The sequence below is a fragment of the Paenibacillus sp. 37 genome, from assembly GCF_008386395.1.
GTDB classification, from domain to species: Bacteria; Bacillota; Bacilli; order Paenibacillales; family Paenibacillaceae; genus Paenibacillus; species Paenibacillus amylolyticus_B.
Genome location: NZ_CP043761.1, coordinates 3,365,674 through 3,383,994, shown reverse-complemented (window position 1 = coordinate 3,383,994; position 18,321 = coordinate 3,365,674). Strand labels below are relative to the sequence as shown.

Annotated in this window: 19 protein-coding genes and 1 pseudogene; 5 read left to right on the top strand and 15 right to left on the bottom strand. The window is 44.3% G+C overall.

Features of this window, described 5'->3' with window-relative positions:
* Nucleotides 1-125: 125 nt before the first annotated feature.
* From F0220_RS14590 to F0220_RS14575, 4 genes are all read right to left on the bottom strand, one after another.
* Entirely contained in the window at nucleotides 126-1,148 is a 1,023-nt protein-coding gene (locus F0220_RS14590; RefSeq protein WP_149846648.1) for an NADH:flavin oxidoreductase/NADH oxidase, read from the bottom strand.
* A gap of 112 nt (nucleotides 1,149-1,260) precedes the next feature.
* Nucleotides 1,261-1,605 carry a rhodanese-like domain-containing protein gene (locus F0220_RS14585; RefSeq protein WP_149846647.1) on the bottom strand — a complete coding sequence of 115 codons (345 nt, stop codon included), beginning with the start codon at nucleotides 1,603-1,605 and terminating at the stop codon, nucleotides 1,261-1,263.
* 197 nt (nucleotides 1,606-1,802) lie between these two features.
* Entirely contained in the window at nucleotides 1,803-2,228 is a 426-nt protein-coding gene (locus F0220_RS14580; RefSeq protein ID WP_091016387.1) for a MarR family winged helix-turn-helix transcriptional regulator, read from the bottom strand.
* Nucleotides 2,229-2,412: 184 nt separating this feature from the next.
* The gene (locus F0220_RS14575; RefSeq protein ID WP_149846646.1) at nucleotides 2,413-3,441 is read right to left on the bottom strand and encodes an ABC transporter substrate-binding protein; all 1,029 of its coding nucleotides are present in this window, start codon (nucleotides 3,439-3,441) and stop codon (nucleotides 2,413-2,415) included.
* 209 nt (nucleotides 3,442-3,650) lie between these two features.
* Between F0220_RS14575 and F0220_RS14570 the strand changes: the two genes are divergently transcribed.
* Nucleotides 3,651-4,463, top strand: a complete 813-nt coding sequence (locus F0220_RS14570; RefSeq protein WP_091016392.1) for an undecaprenyl-diphosphate phosphatase — start codon at nucleotides 3,651-3,653, stop codon at nucleotides 4,461-4,463.
* An 85-nt stretch (nucleotides 4,464-4,548) separates the two neighbouring features.
* On the opposite strand, the gene F0220_RS32495 is transcribed toward F0220_RS14570, so the two are convergent.
* Together F0220_RS32495 and F0220_RS32885 are read right to left on the bottom strand one after the other, a co-directional pair.
* On the bottom strand, nucleotides 4,549-5,727 hold the full coding sequence (locus tag F0220_RS32495; protein ID WP_188310550.1) for an MFS transporter: 1,179 nt from the start codon (nucleotides 5,725-5,727) through the stop codon (nucleotides 4,549-4,551).
* Nucleotides 5,728-5,829: 102 nt separating this feature from the next.
* A pseudogene (locus F0220_RS32885) lies at nucleotides 5,830-6,347 on the bottom strand (arginase family protein); the annotation flags it as partial.
* A gap of 124 nt (nucleotides 6,348-6,471) precedes the next feature.
* Here F0220_RS32885 and F0220_RS14560 point away from each other — a divergent pair.
* Nucleotides 6,472-6,840 carry a winged helix-turn-helix transcriptional regulator gene (locus tag F0220_RS14560; protein WP_149846922.1) on the top strand — a complete coding sequence of 123 codons (369 nt, stop codon included), beginning with the start codon at nucleotides 6,472-6,474 and terminating at the stop codon, nucleotides 6,838-6,840.
* A gap of 110 nt (nucleotides 6,841-6,950) precedes the next feature.
* Here F0220_RS14560 and F0220_RS14555 read toward each other — a convergent pair whose 3' ends face one another.
* On the bottom strand, nucleotides 6,951-7,421 hold the full coding sequence (locus F0220_RS14555) for a GNAT family N-acetyltransferase (RefSeq protein WP_091016394.1): 471 nt from the start codon (nucleotides 7,419-7,421) through the stop codon (nucleotides 6,951-6,953).
* A 218-nt stretch (nucleotides 7,422-7,639) separates the two neighbouring features.
* On the opposite strand from F0220_RS14555, the gene F0220_RS14550 reads away from it, so the two are divergent.
* Nucleotides 7,640-8,305, top strand: a complete 666-nt coding sequence (locus F0220_RS14550; RefSeq protein WP_149846645.1) for an MBL fold metallo-hydrolase — start codon at nucleotides 7,640-7,642, stop codon at nucleotides 8,303-8,305.
* 73 nt (nucleotides 8,306-8,378) lie between these two features.
* Here the strand turns inward: F0220_RS14550 and F0220_RS14545 are convergent, their stop codons facing one another.
* A complete protein-coding gene (locus F0220_RS14545; RefSeq protein WP_149846644.1) occupies nucleotides 8,379-9,002 on the bottom strand; it encodes a hypothetical protein in 624 nt (207 codons plus the stop codon).
* 223 nt (nucleotides 9,003-9,225) lie between these two features.
* Here F0220_RS14545 and metE point away from each other — a divergent pair, with 223 nt between their 5' ends.
* Nucleotides 9,226-11,520 carry a 5-methyltetrahydropteroyltriglutamate--homocysteine S-methyltransferase gene (gene metE / locus F0220_RS14540; protein ID WP_149846643.1) on the top strand — a complete coding sequence of 765 codons (2,295 nt, stop codon included), beginning with the start codon at nucleotides 9,226-9,228 and terminating at the stop codon, nucleotides 11,518-11,520.
* Between the two features lie 173 nt (nucleotides 11,521-11,693).
* Here the strand turns inward: metE and F0220_RS14535 are convergent, their stop codons facing one another.
* The 7 genes from F0220_RS14535 to F0220_RS14505 all read right to left on the bottom strand — a co-directional run bounded on the left by F0220_RS14535 (nucleotide 11,694) and on the right by F0220_RS14505 (nucleotide 17,130).
* A complete protein-coding gene (locus tag F0220_RS14535; protein WP_223199948.1) occupies nucleotides 11,694-12,194 on the bottom strand; it encodes a TlpA family protein disulfide reductase in 501 nt (166 codons plus the stop codon).
* A gap of 53 nt (nucleotides 12,195-12,247) precedes the next feature.
* On the bottom strand, nucleotides 12,248-12,961 hold the full coding sequence (locus F0220_RS14530; protein WP_149846642.1) for an ABC transporter ATP-binding protein: 714 nt from the start codon (nucleotides 12,959-12,961) through the stop codon (nucleotides 12,248-12,250).
* Nucleotides 12,954-13,775, bottom strand: a complete 822-nt coding sequence (locus tag F0220_RS14525; RefSeq protein ID WP_149846920.1) for an ABC transporter permease — start codon at nucleotides 13,773-13,775, stop codon at nucleotides 12,954-12,956. Before F0220_RS14525 ends, F0220_RS14530 begins: the two co-directional genes overlap by 8 nt.
* Nucleotides 13,776-13,803: 28 nt before the next feature.
* Nucleotides 13,804-14,385: a nitrous oxide reductase accessory protein NosL gene (locus F0220_RS14520; protein WP_091016406.1), complete on the bottom strand. Its 582-nt coding sequence runs from the start codon at nucleotides 14,383-14,385 to the stop codon at nucleotides 13,804-13,806.
* Nucleotides 14,382-15,770, bottom strand: a complete 1,389-nt coding sequence (locus F0220_RS14515) for a right-handed parallel beta-helix repeat-containing protein (protein ID WP_223199947.1) — start codon at nucleotides 15,768-15,770, stop codon at nucleotides 14,382-14,384. The genes F0220_RS14520 and F0220_RS14515 overlap by 4 nt, the downstream gene beginning before the upstream one ends.
* A gap of 317 nt (nucleotides 15,771-16,087) precedes the next feature.
* Nucleotides 16,088-16,762: a bacillithiol biosynthesis deacetylase BshB2 gene (gene bshB2, locus F0220_RS14510; protein ID WP_091016408.1), complete on the bottom strand. Its 675-nt coding sequence runs from the start codon at nucleotides 16,760-16,762 to the stop codon at nucleotides 16,088-16,090.
* 23 nt (nucleotides 16,763-16,785) lie between these two features.
* Nucleotides 16,786-17,130 (bottom strand): YojF family protein, encoded by a 345-nt coding sequence (locus F0220_RS14505; protein ID WP_091016410.1) that lies wholly within the window; start codon nucleotides 17,128-17,130, stop codon nucleotides 16,786-16,788.
* Between the two features lie 266 nt (nucleotides 17,131-17,396).
* On the opposite strand from F0220_RS14505, the gene F0220_RS14500 reads away from it, so the two are divergent.
* Nucleotides 17,397-18,173, top strand: a complete 777-nt coding sequence (locus tag F0220_RS14500; RefSeq protein WP_149846641.1) for a DUF817 domain-containing protein — start codon at nucleotides 17,397-17,399, stop codon at nucleotides 18,171-18,173.
* Nucleotides 18,174-18,321 lie beyond the last annotated feature (148 nt).

Sequence of the window (18,321 nt, the reverse complement as noted above, 5' to 3'; positions counted from 1 at the left end):
GGCTAGTATCGTTCCTTTACCTCGCCTAGTTTAACCTCAAAAAGGACTCCTTCTGTTTTGTCAGTCGGAGTCCTTCCCTATGCAAGGATTAATGAAGATCATTAAATCGTTAAATTATTAATACATTAAAAACCAGTCGTATATTGTTTTGGAACGTCTGTTGTCTTGCGCAAAGCAGACGCAGCTTCCAAAGCCCAGTAAGGATTTCTTAACAGACCTCTTCCAACCGCAACGAGATCAGCTTCTTCATTTCCGATGACTGCATTCGCCAACGTAGGATCATCGAGTCTTCCAACAGCAATCACGGGTACATCAAGAGCTTCTTTGATTGCTTTAGCCAGAGGTACTTGATACGCCGCGTGAGTCCCTGGTCTGCCCCATGCAGCAATAGGTCCCTCGCCACCAGATGAGATGTCAAATACGTCAACACCTGCCTCTTTATAAGCCTTGGCAAACTCGGAACTTTCGTTAATGCCATAGCCACCTTCTACATATTCTTTAGCTGAAATACGCATCATCAAAGGCATATCTTTCGGCATCTCTGCCTTTGCAGCCTGAATGATCTTCCGGCCGAATAACGTTAAATCTTGGCCATATTCGTCTTCTCGCTTGTTTGTAAGTGGAGAATGGAACTGATGAATCAGATATCCATGTGCACCATGAAGCTCAATCGCATCAAAACCAGCTTTCACAGCACGCGCTACTGCACTACGGAATTTCTCAACCATTCCTTTTACTTCGTCCGTTGTGAGCGCTCTTGGTTGCTTGGAATTCTCATCAAAGGCGATCGCGGAAGGTGCTACTGGAACCTCAGCATCTTCTGCTTTGCGGCCCGCATGCGCAATCTGTATAGCGACCTTGGCACCATAACTGTGACACGCATCTACGATCCGCTTCAGAGCTGGGATCTGTTCATCTGACCATAACCCAAGATCAAAGTCCGAAATGCGGCCATCCGGCTCCACATCTGTCATTTCAATGATAATGAGACCTGTTCCTCCCACAGCACGACTAACGTAGTGCATGTAATGCCAATCGGTTGCTATACCATCTTTTTGCTCAACTGAATATTGGCACATTGGAGCCATTACGACACGGTTTTTAAGCTCTAGGCTTTTAAAAGAATATGGACTAAACAAATCTGTCATCAAAATAAAATTCCCCTTTTCATAAATCATGTATAATAAAAATGCATGCGCAAGCATCGAAATAATACCTGCAATTAATAATTCCGTATGATTTAGAACTCACATTTATCTTTTACTTCATCACATAAAGACATTCAAATCCATGCTTTCGCAAAATACGGACAGCCTTTTTGGATTGAAGCATACCAGGTGACATTATAATTACGTTATCTTCTCGAAGAAGGTATTTTTCCCATGTGAAAGCAAGGCGTCCCAATGAGATATTAATCGTATCCGGAGTAGGATTAGCCATATAATCCGTCGCATCTCGAATATCAATCACTTTATACAGCCGAAAATCACGCTCATGTCTGAGAAATACTTCATAATCTATATATTCAAGATTGTGCAGTGGCCAAAATTGACGTACAACGATGAAGATACCTAATATGAAGGTCAAAAGCATCAACATAATCATTGTATAGCCCTCTCTTAATTCATCAGATATCGTCGAAAATTTTGTTTTGGATCAAAGTCTACTCAGTGCCTCCTTTATACAAAATCACCGCATCCACATTAAATTCATGCGCATGCATTTAATTTAAAGGATATATTAATGAGTGTCAAGTCTTCTTATAGGGTAAATGACTACATTACCCTATATTCACCCTAGTCTTAGAACAATTCTTTAGTGAGGTTCTCTAATCGAGTCTCAAATCCATCCTGTTCCAATTCAGTTTGCAAGACCTGATTAAACGTTTGGAGTGCTTTCTTGTATTTATTCTCTCCAAGCTCCGTAATACGAGTATAAATGCCACGACGGTCATCTTCACATGCATGCCTTTCCAGAGCCCCACAGTCTTTGGCTTCCATCCTGACGACGAGCCTGGAAGTAGCACTTTGGCTCAACCCCACCAGATCTTGAAGTTGCTGTAGGCGTAATTCCTTACCCTCCGCATTATATATGAAGTTTAACACATAAAATTCCTTCAAAGATAAGTCATATTGTTGAAGCAGAGCTTGTTCCAGCTTCTCGTTCAGATGGGTATGAATGTTAGAGAAAGCCAACCAAACATTCAAACGTTCACTCTTTTGCTGCAATCTGGATCACCCCACTTGATATTTAATGTTCATCAGCTGTTATCCTATTGTATCAAGCTTAATTACATTGGTCAAAATGCATCCAAGATCGACGTATATAACATTCTAATCTCTTAAGAAGAGCATTTCCCCGTCTTGTAACGACGTTTGGAAATGCTCCAGTATTACCATTTATGCAGCAATCTTACTTCGCGGTAAGCAGGCTATCGGAAATAAATTGCAGCTGACCTTCCAACGTTAACGGATCGTTGTACGAGTCTGAAGTCGGATCAAGCTGGAACACATGACTTGCCTTCACAGCAGGCAAGTTCTTCCATAATGTATTGTCATATACGATCTTGGGATCGGTTTTATCTCCCGACCACGGGCTGGTAAAGATGATATCACCTGCATACTCCGGTAATAGTTCCATGGAGATTGAAGCCCATCCAGTTCCACTGTCAATCGCTTCAGCTTGGGCCTTGGCTGGTGCCTTGAGATCAAACTCCCCGTAAATAATTTCACCGCCTCGACCATAGTTATGACCAAATACAAATAATCCTTTGGCATATGGATTCAGTATGGAAACGGTACGATCTCCTACAGCTTCCTGAACCTTGGGCTTCAGTTCGTTGATCTTCGCTTCCCATTTAGCAATCCAAGTTCTAGCAGCGTCTTCTCTATTGGTGAGCTTACCCATTTCAATCATTAGATCCTTGAAATTGCGCTTACCATAAGCAATCTGTACAACAGGCGCAATCTGCTCCAGCTTGTCGATACCCTCTGTTCCAGTGTACACGATAAATAAGTCAGGTTTTAAACTGATTAGCTTCTCTGGCGTAGGCTCTTCACCCAGATCACTGGTGCCCGCTGCTGCAAGTTGGTCCTTGATATATTTGTTATTCATCGCTCCTGATAAGGCGCCGACTACCGGTGCATCCAGGGCAACAAAGTAGCCTGTCGAAAATGATGTCAAATCAATAATGCGCTTAGGATTCTTCGGTACCTGTACTTCACCTGCATCCGATTGATATGTAACAAGTTCCTCTTCGGCACTTGCCGTTGATTCAGCGGAAGAAGCTAAATCCGAGTTCGTCTTGGTTTCTGTCTCCGCAGCTGCATTCGTGCTGTCCCCGGTTGTACTATTGGTCGTGGCAGACTGACCACATGCACTAAGTACAATCAGCAAGATAAGCGCCATCATGATCCATATAGATTTTATCTGTTTACGCAAAATAAACCCACCTTTTCATTGATATTGATAATCGTTATCAACGATATCATGCTATGCAGGATTTGACAAGCTATGTTTATTTCCCTCTCTCTATGAACTCTAACTTGCAAGTCACCAACTTAAACAGCTATCATCAATAGAGTAGACATATCACTTTTATTAAAAAGAGAGTTTTGAAAAGCCAATGAAACGTATTCAAGGAGGAAAACATGGAAGAGATCATATTGTGGTTAAAGTATTTGTTTTTAGGTATTGTTCAAGGTGCAACGGAGCCGATTCCCGTCTCCTCAAGCGGTCATCTGATCATCGCCCAGAGGCTCATGGGCATCAAGCAGAATGGATTGTCATTTGAGATTTTAACTAACACGGCATCACTTATCGCTATTATTTTTATTTTCCGGCAAGATATCAAAAAGTTGATTATTGGTGCACTCGGTTACCTGCGTACTCGTAAAGAAGAATATCGAGCAGACTTCATGTTTTGCTTATACATAATTATTGGTACGATCCCTGCTGCTGTCGTTGCAGTCCTGTTCAAGGACCGGATTGAAGAAATTTTCTCATCCGTATATACCGTTTCCATCGCGCTATTGATCACTGGAGTTGCCTTATGGTTGATTCGTAATCTTCGTGGTCGCAAGCAAGACGGTGATCTGTCTACAAAAGATGCATTGTTGGTAGGTCTGGCTCAGGCGGTCGCTCTTATTCCGGGGATTAGCCGCTCAGGGGCAACTGTAATTGCGTCCATCGCTGTCGGCATGAAACAGGAAACAGCTTTGAAGTTCTCATTTATGCTGTACATTCCCATAAGTATTGGTGGACTCATCATGGGGGTATCCGACATTGCCAATGATCCGAATCGATCACAGCTGGCTATCCCTTATCTGATCGCATTCATCACGACGCTCTTCGTCACCTATTTCTCCATGAGATGGTTTATGGGCATTATGGCCAAAGGCAACCTGAAATACTTTTCGTATTACTGTTTTGCCGCAGGTACATTGTTGCTGATTTTCTTATAAAAAATTACACACACCAAAAGGAACAACCAGCGATGGTTGTTCCTTTGTTGTATAGTGGCAGAGCCTTAATGACCTATAGCAAGAGCTATACGGTCAGGCGCGTAGCCTTGTTGCTTCTGTTAACCAGCTCTGTAGCCGCGAACATGACACTGAACAGAATCAGCAGGATCAGGGGTACCATTGACATTCCCCATTGGCTGGCTATGAGTCCCATACCTAACGGGATGAGTGTTGAACCCGTATAGGCACTGGCCATTTCAAGTCCAATTACACTTGGGGATGCCTTCTCACCGAAGCGTTCCGGTGTCGCATGAACAATGCTCGGATAGATCGGTGCTCCGCCCAATCCCACGATAAATAAAGCCCCTGCAGCAATCCAGTAAGGAATCGGCATAACCAGGATAACTAATCCGAAGCATCCAACGATTCCACCATATCTGATGAGATTTTTGCTGGATACATGAGTCGAAAGAAAACCTGAAATTACGCGTCCCAAGATAATGCCAATGAAAAATAGGGAGGATAATGCTGCGGCAGTACCTGGAGAAACTCCTTTGCTAACAATGAAGAAAGAAGCCATCCACAGACCGGCAGCAGTTTCGGAACCGTTGTAACAGAGCATCGCAAGCATCGACATTTTCACGCCGGGGATACGTATGGCCTCACGGTTACTTACGCGTTTCTTCTCATCACCTGAACCCTCTACTCTGCCCTTCTCAAAAATCTTCCATAGAGACAAAGTTGATAATAAAATCACCGCGATCCCAAGCAAAATCAACCCCACAGTAACGTATCCTGCACGCCAGTTGTTTGCTTGATTCAGCCAATATGCCATAACGAGTGGGCCTGTCACTGCCCCAATTCCCCAGAAACAATGCAACCAGTTCATATGCTTGGCCTTGAAATGTAATGCTACATAATTACTTAGTGCCGCATCCACTGAACCTGCACCTAAGCCGAGAGGGATCGCCAGAATCAGTAAAAACACAAAATTCTCAGAGAATGAGAATCCCAACAGCGCAATCGTTGTTGAGAGGATACTGAATAATGTGACTTTACCCGTTCCGAATCGGTGTAACAATCGGCTGGCGGACAGACTGGACACTACTGTACTAAATGAAATGATTAGCGATATGTAACCAGCCATTTCTGTTGTCGCATGTATATCGTTTTTCATAACGGACCAGGCACTGCCAAGTAAAGCATCCGGTAATCCCAGCGCTATAAATGCGAGATAAATAATGATTAACAATAACGTGACCATCTGGGTGTCTCTCCTCAGTTTGTTTAATTTCTGATTCTCGTCGAACCACCCATATAATAATATTGATATTTCTATCTGTAATCTTCCTATATTTTGACTCCTTATATCAGTATTCTGATATATTCTTGTTATTATCCTATGTATTTGCATGGTTCCCGCTGGTGAAAACACATAAGGTTCCCCTAGTTTGGCGAATAACAATGAACGGAACATATTGGGATCAAGCACATCCAGATCAAGGTGAATTACCAGGTGTTTGATGCCGTTTTCTGTAATCCACTTCTTAATCGAATCCATGCCATCGGTTAATTCTGCAGTTCCAGCCGTTCGGATACCCAATCTTTGAATTACTTCGGTTTCCTGTTCCGTGGGGGTTGTCAACCCGGCCATGAAGACATGTTCGGGCTTCAAGGGGACACTCACATGTTTGGCAAACTCCGGATCGCCTTCCCCAAGAAGGTTCTCAAGCGCGGTAAAGTATGACCTTTATCATAGCCCTCGTATCTAACCAAATCACCATGGGCATCAATCCATATCAAACCAAGTTCTCCGCCATATCGTTCATTTAAATAAGCAAACGGGGCTTGTTCAACCAATCAGTCACCGCCAAACATGACAACGTATTGTTTGTTGAGTCATCGTAAATCTCCTTTACTTCAAAGTAAGGTTAGTATAAACTGAGCCCAAACAAATAAATAGTACGGTCTTTTATGATAGGTACTACCCGGAAGGATAGTGTAAATGATGAGTATGACTGAATACCACGGTAAAGTTAAAAACATTCAAGATACCCCTTTTGGATATACGTTGTCTGTCATTGGTGGCAAATGGAAAATGGTGATTATGTATCTACTGGCTGAGAACCAGCCTGTCCGCTTCAATGAACTTAAAAGACAGATCGGCGCCATCACGTATAAAACACTGAGTTCACAACTCAAAGAATTAGAAGCAGATGGTATGGTCGAACGGAAAGAATATCCCCAAGTCCCTCCTAAAGTCGAGTACCGTCTGACAGCCAAAGCTGAAACGTTATTGCCCGTTTTGGAAGGACTATGCGAATGGGGTGTCCAACATCAAGAACCTTCATTGATCAATAATAACGCAACGGATTGAACGCTTTTGTCTATATTTTCAGATGAGATAATTGGAGTAAATGGAGTATGTTAAAATGCAAAAAGTCGCCAATCGGCGACTTTTTTACTTTTATCTTGTGTTTCGTAGAATTATACTTTTTCGTGTACCAGATCTTTCTGGTAGGCCAACACTCTGTCCCAATTGCCACTGAAAACAGGAATTCGATAATACCCTACACGCTCATACAGCGCTGCAGCTTCTGGTTGCAAGGGACCTGTTTGCAGTTTCAGATTGGTATAACCAAGTTCGTTCGCAAGACGCTCTGCCTCGGCCAATATAGCCTGGGCAATCCCTTTACGGCGGTAACCACTGCGTGTATACATGCGTTTAACTTCTACAGATGTTTCATCAAGGGGTCTAAGTGCTCCGCAACCAACCGGATACCCGTCGATCCTGGCAACGATAAAGGCTGCACGTGGCACCTCAACATCTGACAGTTGAAATCCTGCAGTTCCATCACCGCCATATAACAAACCCAGTTCTTCACTCAGTTCCTTGATCAATAACAGCGAATCCTCGCTCCGAATATCTTCAGCTGCTGCATGCACGATATGTGTCATCCCACATACCCCCTTTATCTCATTGGACTTATTGGTTTAAATGATATATCTAAATTATCATTCCCAACTGCAAGCGTCAATTCCCCCATTCATTGAATATTTCTATAAGTACACCCTATAAATACCCGAACGTATCTTATTGCCGTCTTTATTCGTTTACATAAGAAATGTAATGAGCAACGATAAATATGAAATCCAACTCATGGAGGTCTGATATTATGGAAATTTCAAAGGGAATAGAAATGCTTCAGCTTGATTTTAAGGGGAATTTGATTCACCCTGTTCTGATATGGGATGAAGAAATGGTTGTGTTAATTGATACCGGTTTCCCTGGACAATATGACGATTTGTGTATCGCACTCGGAAAGATTGGTGTGCCGATCAGCCAACTTAAAGCAGTGATTTTGACGCATCAGGATGTGGACCATATCGGCTGTCTTCCCGAGATTTTGAAAGAGTGTGGCTCACAAGTCAAGATATATGCGCATGAGCTGGATAAGCCATATATTGAGGGACAGCTCCCTCTTCTCAAAGACGGTCACCTTGAGCATCCTCCTAAGGGAAAAGTAAATGAAACGGTGACTGATGGTCAGGAACTGCCGTTTTGTGGTGGAATTCGCGTTATTCATACACCTGGTCATACGCCAGGTCATATCAGTCTATATTTGACGGGCAGCAAGACGCTCATCGCCGGAGATTCAATGTACAGTGTAGACGGCAGGCTTGGAGGCATTCATGAACCTACTACACTGGATATCGAAACGGCTCGTTGCTCCTTAAAGAAGTATATGGAACTCGACATTTCATCTGTGGTTTGTTATCACGGTGGACTAACTCATAGGAATGTAAAGGAACAGATCTCAGAACTTTCTCAAGGTTTATAAATATTGAAATTGCTGATCCGCAAATGGTTACTATCTAAACCCAGTAACCATTCTTAGTCTTAACATAGTCTTCCTATGGTTTGGCATACTGCAAAATGGCTGTAGCCGCACGAATTCGCACCTCTTCTTCTTCACTGTGTAACGCTTCTCTCAGCACCTGGAGAGCTGTCTGAATCGTGGCTTCATCTACCCCTGTTGAGAGAGAGTTCGTTGCTTCGGCTGTTATACTGACTGCAAGACCTCGATCCAGCTGTGCTTGTGATATGGGATACTCAAACTTCGCAAGGATGGCTGAATCATTCTGCAGTGCCTGCACTTTGTCATTCAGCTCAGCGCGAGGAATACGACCCAACCATGTCACTCCGCGACGGTGACAGATCAAGTCGTTTTCTGAGCCAGCGGAATCGTCGTAATAATAATCCCCGATATCTCCAACATACGTCCATTCATCATCGCTAATTAATACATAATCTCCATCCTGCATGAGGTTAGCAAACATATGTAGTGTCGCGAGTGTGGTCGCCAATTCTGCTTCATCCAAGCTATAGTGTTGAACCAACTGTTCCTTCCATAGCTCCGGGGGCGTTTCCTCCAGATCCCTTGTACCTGACCAAGCGATTCCAATATAATTGTCTTCCAAAAAGGATGTTACTCTGTTGATTCCATGCACGGTCGACTGGATATGATACAGATTCATGCGTACCGCCTTCCTTTCAATCATTCGTATGAACTTAGTTAACCATTGTAACATTAGTGATATCTATTTCAAACGTAATGACTTCTTCAAGTTCATACTTCATGCTGAACATACTTTCTGATATAGCCCCAGGCTATAACTAGGTATAATTTAATGGAATTACATTATAACTCCGGATCTGTGATAAATTTTGTGTAACATAAAAGCAGAGGGGTTTTAAACGATGACAAAGAGTAGTGTATTGGGATATCCGCGTATTGGTGCTGATCGGGAATGGAAGAAAGCGTTGGAAGCGTTCTGGGCAGGCAAGCTGGAAGAATCAGAATTTCACGCACGTTTGCAAGAGATCCGTATCGATCATTTGCGCAAGCAACAAGCGAAAGGCATCGACATCATTCCGGTGAATGACTTTAGCTATTATGATCATATCCTGGATACGGCTGTGATGTTTGGCATTATTCCTAAACGTTTTGCTTATGATGGTGGTTCCGTTCCGTTGTCCGTATATTATGGCATTGCCCGAGGAACAAAAGATGCCGCAGCAAGCGAAATGACAAAATGGTTCAACACCAACTATCACTACATAGTACCTGAACTGGACGGGGCTTCCCCAACTCTGACGGAGAACAAACCACTTCTCGCTTATCGTGAAGCAAAAGAAAAACTCGGCATTGAAGGCAAACCGGTAATCGTTGGACCGTTAACCTTCCTGAAGCTCTCCAAAGGCTATGATAAATCCGAGACAGACGCTTGGCTGGACCGCTTGCTGCCACTTTACACTCAATTGCTTCAAGAACTTGCAAGCGAAGGCGTTCAGTGGGTGCAGGTCGACGAGCCTATTCTGGTAACCAAATTAAACGATGAAGACGTACAGCGTCTGAATAAAATATATAAAGCATTTGCCGCAGCCGTTCCAGGCCTGAATATCATGCTGCAAACGTACTTTGAATCTGTCGAAAACTACAACGATATTGTTGCACTGCCAGTTCAAGGTGTAGGACTTGATTTTGTACACGGACTCTCTGGTAACACACAATCTATTCGGACTTCCGGTTTCCCAGCAGACAAAGTGCTCGGTGCAGGTATTATTGATGGACGTGGGATCTGGAAAGCTTCCCTTCAAGGAAAACTAAAATTGCTGAATGAACTGACTGAGTTCGTGACGCCTGAACGTATCATCGTGCAATCATCCTGCAGCCTGCTGCATGTGCCAGTAACGACAGAACGGGAGGCAAAGCTTACAACCGAACTGAAGAATGCTCTGGCATTTGCAGATGAAAAGCTGGATGAGGTTGTTCTTTTGACTACAGCCTTATCTTCACCAAGTGCAGAGATTACCGCTAAAATTAACGAAGCAGAGCTTCCTCTTCTGGCGCTTCAGCAATCCGAAGATCGGAACCGTACCGCTGTACAGAAAGCCGTTTCTTCCATCAGTGTTCAACAGCCAGAGCGCTCCCGTCCTTTTGCAGAGCGTCATGAAGCCCAACAGGCCAAATGGCAATTACCACTCTTCCCGACAACAACGATTGGTAGTTTCCCGCAATCTGCTGAAGTCAGAAAAGCACGTCAATTATGGCGTAAGGGCGAGTTGAACAACGAACAGTATGCTGCCTTCATCCGGGAGCAGATTGATATCTGGATTAAGATTCAGGAAGAGATCGGAATTGACGTACTGGTGCATGGTGAGTTTGAGCGTACCGACATGGTTGAATTCTTTGGCGAGAAACTTGCCGGTTTTGCCTTTACACAGTTCGGCTGGGTACAATCGTATGGTTCACGTTGTGTGAAGCCACCTATTATCTTCGGCGATGTTGCATTTACGGGTGCAATGACGGTGGAAGAAACGAAATATGCCCAATCGCAGACTGAGCGTCCTGTCAAAGGCATGTTGACTGGCCCGATTACCATCATGAACTGGTCATTCGTACGCGAAGACATTGCTCGTGAGCAGATTGCCTATCAATTGGCGTATGCGTTGAGACAGGAAGTCGAGGCACTTGAACAGGCAGGTATTGGCATGATCCAGGTTGACGAGCCGGCTGTTCGTGAAGGGCTTCCGCTGAAAGAAAATGAACAAGCCGATTACCTGGCTTGGGCAGTCAAAGCGTTCCGTATCTCCACGTGCACGGTGCATGAAACGACTCAAATCCATACGCATATGTGCTATTGCGAATTCCATGACATGATTGATTCCATTGAAGCTATGGATGCGGATGTTATCTCCATTGAGACATCCCGTAGTCACGGTGAACTGATTCATAGCTTTGAAGAAAATACGTATGAGCTCGGTATCGGTCTTGGCGTATATGACATCCACAGCCCACGAGTTCCGAGTGTAGATGAAATGAGCAGCATGATTGAACGTGCCCTGCGTGTTCTTGATCCGAAGCTGTTCTGGATTAACCCGGACTGCGGATTGAAAACCCGTGGACAGGAAGAAACGGTTGCTTCCCTGCGTAACATGGTTGACGCAACCAGAATCGCTCGTAACAATCACGCTTCAGCTGCTGTATTGTAATCGGCTGCGAAGCAGCATAACTTCAAAATTAAAGCCGGACACCCCCTTGTTAAATGGGTGTTCGGCTTTTTATTGGTTACTTTTTGTAGGTGATTTTAACGTAAATTCATTTCACTTGTAACATGGTAATCTCTGGCGTTCCTTCCCCTTTTCTCACCATCCAACGCTTACACCTAAATACTCTCTTCCAACCATTGTTGCAATGGTATATCTTCGGTCAGTTCACCGAGCAGTATGTGACGGAACTCCCCATCCCTATCAATGACCATTGTTGCGGGCAAACCCGTTATACGATACATACCTGATATGTTGCCCGTCACATCAATGATCACCGGAAAATCAAACGCCTGCTTATCCATAAACTCACGGATCGTGCCCTTCGATTCCCCCACGTTAACAAACAGGGTTTCCACGTCGTTCTGATAGTTCTGAGCTATCTGGTGAACGAGCGGCATCTCCCTTACACAGGGGGTGCACCATGAAGCCCAAAAGTTAATCATGACGGCTTTGCCCCGATAATCGGATAGCTTGATTTGTTCGCCTGCTGAATTAACCGCTGTGAACTCAGGGGCTTTTGCACCTGCTTGAATAGAGATGCCACGCCCAGATTCGGGTGTCGACACATTTTCGAAAATGGCCCATGTACCTGCTAACAATGCGATCACACCAATCATAATTGTAAATGTACGTCTGCTTTTAAAACTGTTCTTCTGCAATAAACTCACCTTCACTTTAAACCAAGACTTTGATGAAATGCTGCATGGAGCGAACCAAATTGATCACGAAAGTCGTGAGTGGAGCCCTCTCCAACATTACGTCCATGGTTCATGAATATCACCTGATCCGCAATGTCGTCCGCGATCTCCAACTGATGGGTTGAGAACACGACCATGTGACCATCCTGTTTGATTCCCTTGAGCAGCTGAGTTAATTCCTGCATCCAAAATGGGTCCAATCCATTTGTTGGCTCATCCATGATGAGCAGTGGAGGTTTCGACAGCACAGCCTGGGCGAATAACACACGTTGGCGCATGCCTTTGGAGAAGGTCGTAACCCGGTTTTTCTTTTGATCTTCCAAACCTACCATGGTCAGTACTTCCTGTACTCTCTCCTTGGGAACTTTCCTCAGAGAAGCCCAGAACAGAAGCATTTCCTCCGCACTCAGTCCTTGATTAAATTGATAATCGTCCGGCATATATCCAATCTGCTCTGAATAACGCTTGCGTTCCTTCAACCATCGCACATTGTTCACCGCAACCTCACCGGAGGTAGGCCGAAGAATTCCAGCGATCATACGCAGTACCGTGCTCTTTCCTGCGCCATTCCCTCCACAGAGGGCAAGGACTTGTCCAGAAGTCAAATGAAAGGAAATATCCTCAACAATGGGTTGCTTTTTAATGGATTTGCACAATCCTATCACTTCGAGCCCTACTTTATCCATGAGAACGCCCCCTCTCCCAGATCGCATATACCGCCAAGATAGAGAAGGTTATCCAGAACAGGCATATCCCGATGAAGATCCAACTGCCACTTGGTTGCTGCACCCACTCCACCCATCGATAATATTCTGGTCCAAGAATGGAGCCGCCTCCCAGTTTGATGACTACAAACAATCGCACCAGCTCTGCCGGATTGATGAGCGTTAGTATAATCAGTAGCGGTTTCACCCACAGATAAGGCATCAGTCCCAGCACAGAGAGCAATAAGGTCGGCCACCCAATAACAGCGAAAAACCATACGGTCACCGAGATCGTTAACGCCTGCCACCGATTGCGCGACAACGAACCGATAAATAGCGCCAGAGTTAGGAATAACAACACCAGTCCACAGGAAAATGCCAGAAAAAGAAGATATGTCATGGTATCCAATGGATTCCCGATTACTCCGCTAATGACCCCCATCAGGCCGTATCCAAACGCAACAATGGTGATTAAAACAATCGACAGCCCAAGATACTTGCCCACAATAAAAGACATCGTGCCGATGGGATACGTGGATAGGAGTTGCCAACTGCCGTCTTCCTTTTCGGATGTTAGTGAGAAGGAACCGAGGAATAGCGTCATTAATGGCAAAAGGTAGAGAATGAGATTCAACATGGAACCTGTGGTGCCCGAATATCCTTCAACCAGATTCTGCGAATTCAGCAGTAACAAGCTTAAGCTAAAGGTGCAAAAAAGGATCAGAAACGAATACGCCCAAGGATTGCGAAATCCCATTTTCACTTCTCGTCTTGCAATCTGTATCATATCTGACATCATTGATCACCATTTTCTATTGTCATACTTAGTGGCCTGACTCTTCTTCTATCTCACCTTCCTGATGCATCTCATTACCATCTCCTTCTTCACCATGTCCGTGCTCATCATGCCCATGTTCACCCATCATGTCCATATTCTCTGTGTTCTGTTTCCAGTCATGGGAGGCAAGATCCTCAGCGGTCATAATGGTTCCAACACCTTGCTCTGCAATGAAAGCTTCAGCCGAAGGTTTGTCCTTAAAGTTAAGAATTCCATATGCCATGGGCGTACGCAATGAAGCATCGTATACATACGTGGCTTTGCTGTATTCAATCCATTCCTTGTCATTGTAATCACGTACATAGTCCATGCCGATGTTATCTGTGCCATTTTCTGTTTTCCACTGGTTCATACACCCGATATCATCGAACTTGTAATTTTGGCCGTCTTTCGTAGTGAGCTGTGTTGCATATGCATCGTCCTTCACTTGCATTTTACAGATCGCACAGATATCCACGTCTTCATTAATCGGCAATGCCGCGTATTTAGTTCCGCAAGCGGTTAACAATACCATGCCAAACATAAGTACCATAACCATGGACCATCTTCTGTTCGAACTTTTGTTCATTTTCGTAATACCCCCATATAGATGATTATAAAAGTTGCCATACCCAACAGAACTAACCCGAACATCCACACCAACTTGGAACCTGCTGCCCTTTCCACTGACATGTGCAGATCAGATTCCGTATCCATGCTCATTCGTGGCGATTTGTCGGTAGTCCATTGTTCTCTGCCTTCTGTAAACAAGTCACTCAGAAAGACCATACCCGGTGATTGAAAAAAGAGCTGATACGCAGAATTTCGACTGACCAGTTGCTCATAAAAAGGATTGATGGCATAGGAAATTTCACTGATTCCATCCTGATTCAGATCGAGCCCCTGAAAGGAGTCCCAGTAATTCTCCATCAGGACATTATTCGGGCTATCCAGTGCCGAAGCTTCAATGACATTAGACACCATTCGGTTACGTGTAAACTCATTAGCTTCTGCCAGAACAAGCTGGATGCCAACAAAATTCCGAAGCAACGCATTGTCATGTATCTCATTTCCTGACGATTCTGCAATATTCATGCCGACACGATTACCTTCCACTACATTGTTGTGAACAGAGGATTGATGTACGTCATACAACAGAATCCCTTGGGAATGTACATTAGTACTTTGTTTGCGAAAAGAATTGCCCGATATAACCGTATTCTTGACGCCCATGATCATGGCACCTGTCATGTTCTCCTCTCCGGTATTGTCCATGACAGAAGAGCCGTCAATGTACATACAGTGGATGCCGTACCTTGTATGTAACAGCCTGTTATTTCGAACGGTAGACTTGCGACTGTTCTCCAAATAGATTCCATCCCTCATGCCGGTGATCTCATTGGCTTCAATGAAGCTATCATGGGAGTTGTACAGATCAATGCCATTGCCCTTCTGGCCACTGGAAGCCGAATCAGACCCGGCCCACGTAATGCTGTTCCGTTGAATCGTTGCCTGACTCGAATTCCGGATAATCATCCCATACCCCTGGGTCTGAATATGCAGATCCGTGATCTCACTGTTTTCTCCTTCAACCTGAATCGCTGCAGTCTGTTCATTCGTATCATGTTCAATTGTAAAACCGCTCAATTTCACCCCATCCGAGCGAATCATTATCGTAGAGGTGGCTTCCGCATTAACAACTATGACCGCAGGATCACCCTGAATGGTGATGTTTTTGTCAATCGTCACGGGTCCAGAATAACGACCTGATGCAAGCTCAATGACTTCTCCAGGTGCAGAACGGTCAATCATAGACTGAAGGGGAATGAGATCACGAGGTCCGGCGGAGGCCATGATTGCACCGTGCGGAAGGGATAGTAGGAGCATCATCATTCCAATTAGAAAAATCAATCCCGTAACCCGACTCTTCTTACAGCTGTCGAATGCACCCAATCCTGCCCAAGGATTACTCATGATTCAAACCGCGCAATTCCGGCTTCTTGTTACAGTTGCTTATTGCTGTGGCAATGTATTCAACGGGTCTTACATTAATCCAAAATATACGTTGGTTGTACACACCATCCCTCCATTCCACTTAAAATCAACTCTCCATGTTCCTCATCCATTGAAGCAATGTAATAAATGAAGCGTTATCACAATCCTGATCACAGTGTACTTAAAATGATATTTATTCCATATAGCTCAATCAGGCTATAAACACTACATTTTTGTGTCGATATTGTGATGTAAACAAAAAAAAGCCGCCAATTGGCGACTTCTACGTAATGGTGTTAGGCAAATGGGTAGGTCCAGAATGTTTCTCTGCCAAAACGGGCTTGGATCTCTTCTGAATTCAACTCTCGATCCCCGACAAGCTCGGCTGCCTGAAACTGTGAACGGTGGGCGCGGATCGACGCCATTTTTTGTTTCAAAAATCCGGATACATCAACGATTACATCCGCTTTACCAATGAATTGTTCCTGGTTGTGGGCAAATGCAACGCAATGAACCAATGGACGCTCTCCTACAGGAAGACGACTAATCGTCCGAATGACGGCTTCTCCCGTCGCATCATGATCGGGATGTACACTGAACCCTGGATAGAAGGTAATCACAAGGGATGGATTCAGTTCCTTGATCAGTGCCATGATACTATCGTCGAGTAGTTGCGGGTCTTCGAATTCGATCATTTTATCGTGGAAACCAAGCATTCTTAAATCCTGAATTCCAATGGCTGCTGAAGCTTCAATCAGTTCTTGTTTACGGATCTGAGGCAATGTGACGCGGTTAGCAAAAGGAGGAATCCCCATGTTGCGTCCCATCTCGCCCAGTGTTAGACAAGCATAGGTAACGTGAGAGCCACCTTCTATGTACTTGGCTAATGTTCCGGACACTGAGAAAGCTTCATCATCCGGGTGTGGATACACCACCAAGATTCGTTCATGCTCATTGTGTATAGTATTCATGGTTATTCAATCCTCCGCTTTCATCAGAACATCTCTCGGCTTAATTGTAACGCCACAACTAGTTTACCTTGGGTATCGTGACCAGCCAGAATCAGTCTTTCTTGGTCCTGTTCGTCAATATGTGTAAGGCCCTCGGCGTAAATCCATCCCTGAGTGGTTTTCAGACCAACCCGGTATGGACCCGTACCTGAAATGGACCCCTGCGTATATCGTATGGCCGCATTAGTAATGAATGCCGATGCTGGGTGCTTCGAACTGTCATAGTGATGCGCATACGCTCCAGACGTGAGTTCGAGGTGTACGTATAAGTCCTGATCCACAAGTTCATTGATCCGGAGCTGAATATCTTGAGGTTTAATCGGTTGCATAGCGGCCTCCTTGTCTAATGTAATTGTACGAATTTCATTTTAACATAACCAGAAGAGAATATACATGGAGTGACCCTATCGCCTCTTATAGAGCGTTCTCATGATGATTCCAGTTTGAAAACAAGAACAGATTTGCGCGTTTTTTTCTCTTTTTATTCATGGATCATATCTATATTATAAAGTGTAGGCAAAAACGCCCGTGATGAAGAACCTTAAATCTTAAGTGAATCTTGCTCCAACATGTTTGGAAAGGAGTTTATCTCAACTTGAAATCTCTAATACAACTACTTCATTTTGGCTATCATCAGGCCATGAGCTGCATATTTCCCGTAGCGATCTTTGGTACACTGGCCCTGTCCAGCGTAATTCCTATTCCTTTCCTTCATCGGTATGATGCCATTCTGCTTGTATTACTTGCTGTGCAGTACCTGATGTATCGAAGCGGCTTGGAAACCCGGGATGAAATTAAGGTCATCTGTGTATTTCACATTATAGGCCTGGTGCTGGAGATTTATAAAGTATGGATGGGATCTTGGTCTTACCCTGAGCCAGCTTACACCAAAATCCTGGGTGTCCCTCTTTATAGCGGATTCATGTATGCAAGTGTAGCCAGTTTTATGTGTCAGGTGTGGCGAAGACTGCGAATGGACATGACGGGATGGCCTGGTTTTGCACCTTCCATGCTGCTGGGAGCAGCCATCTATATTAACTTTTTCACTCATCATTTTATGCCCGATTTTCGCTGGTGGCTGACGGCGCTTGTATTCGTCGTCTTCTGGAAAACCTGGATTATTTACCGGGTACGAGCAACGACCTATCGAATGCCCTTATCGCTTGCTTTTATCATTGTTGGTTTCTTCATTTGGACTGCTGAGAATATCGCTACCTTCTTCAATGGCTGGAAATATCCTGATCAGCATGATGCCTGGCAACTGGTTAGCTTTAGCAAAATTAGTTCGTGGTTCCTGCTGGTAATCATTAGCGTCATCATCGTTGCGCAACTTAAATATGTGAAGGCCAATCGAACCGCAGATGAATCATAACCTGACGAGCCATTACATCCCCTTATCACAAAAACAGCAGCACTTCTAGACTGGAAAATAAGTCTTTGAGTGCCGCTGTTTTGCTCTTCAGTCTGTTCAGTACTTTGAAAGTATTCGCAGCAACTGATAATTGCTACGTGAAAAGGCG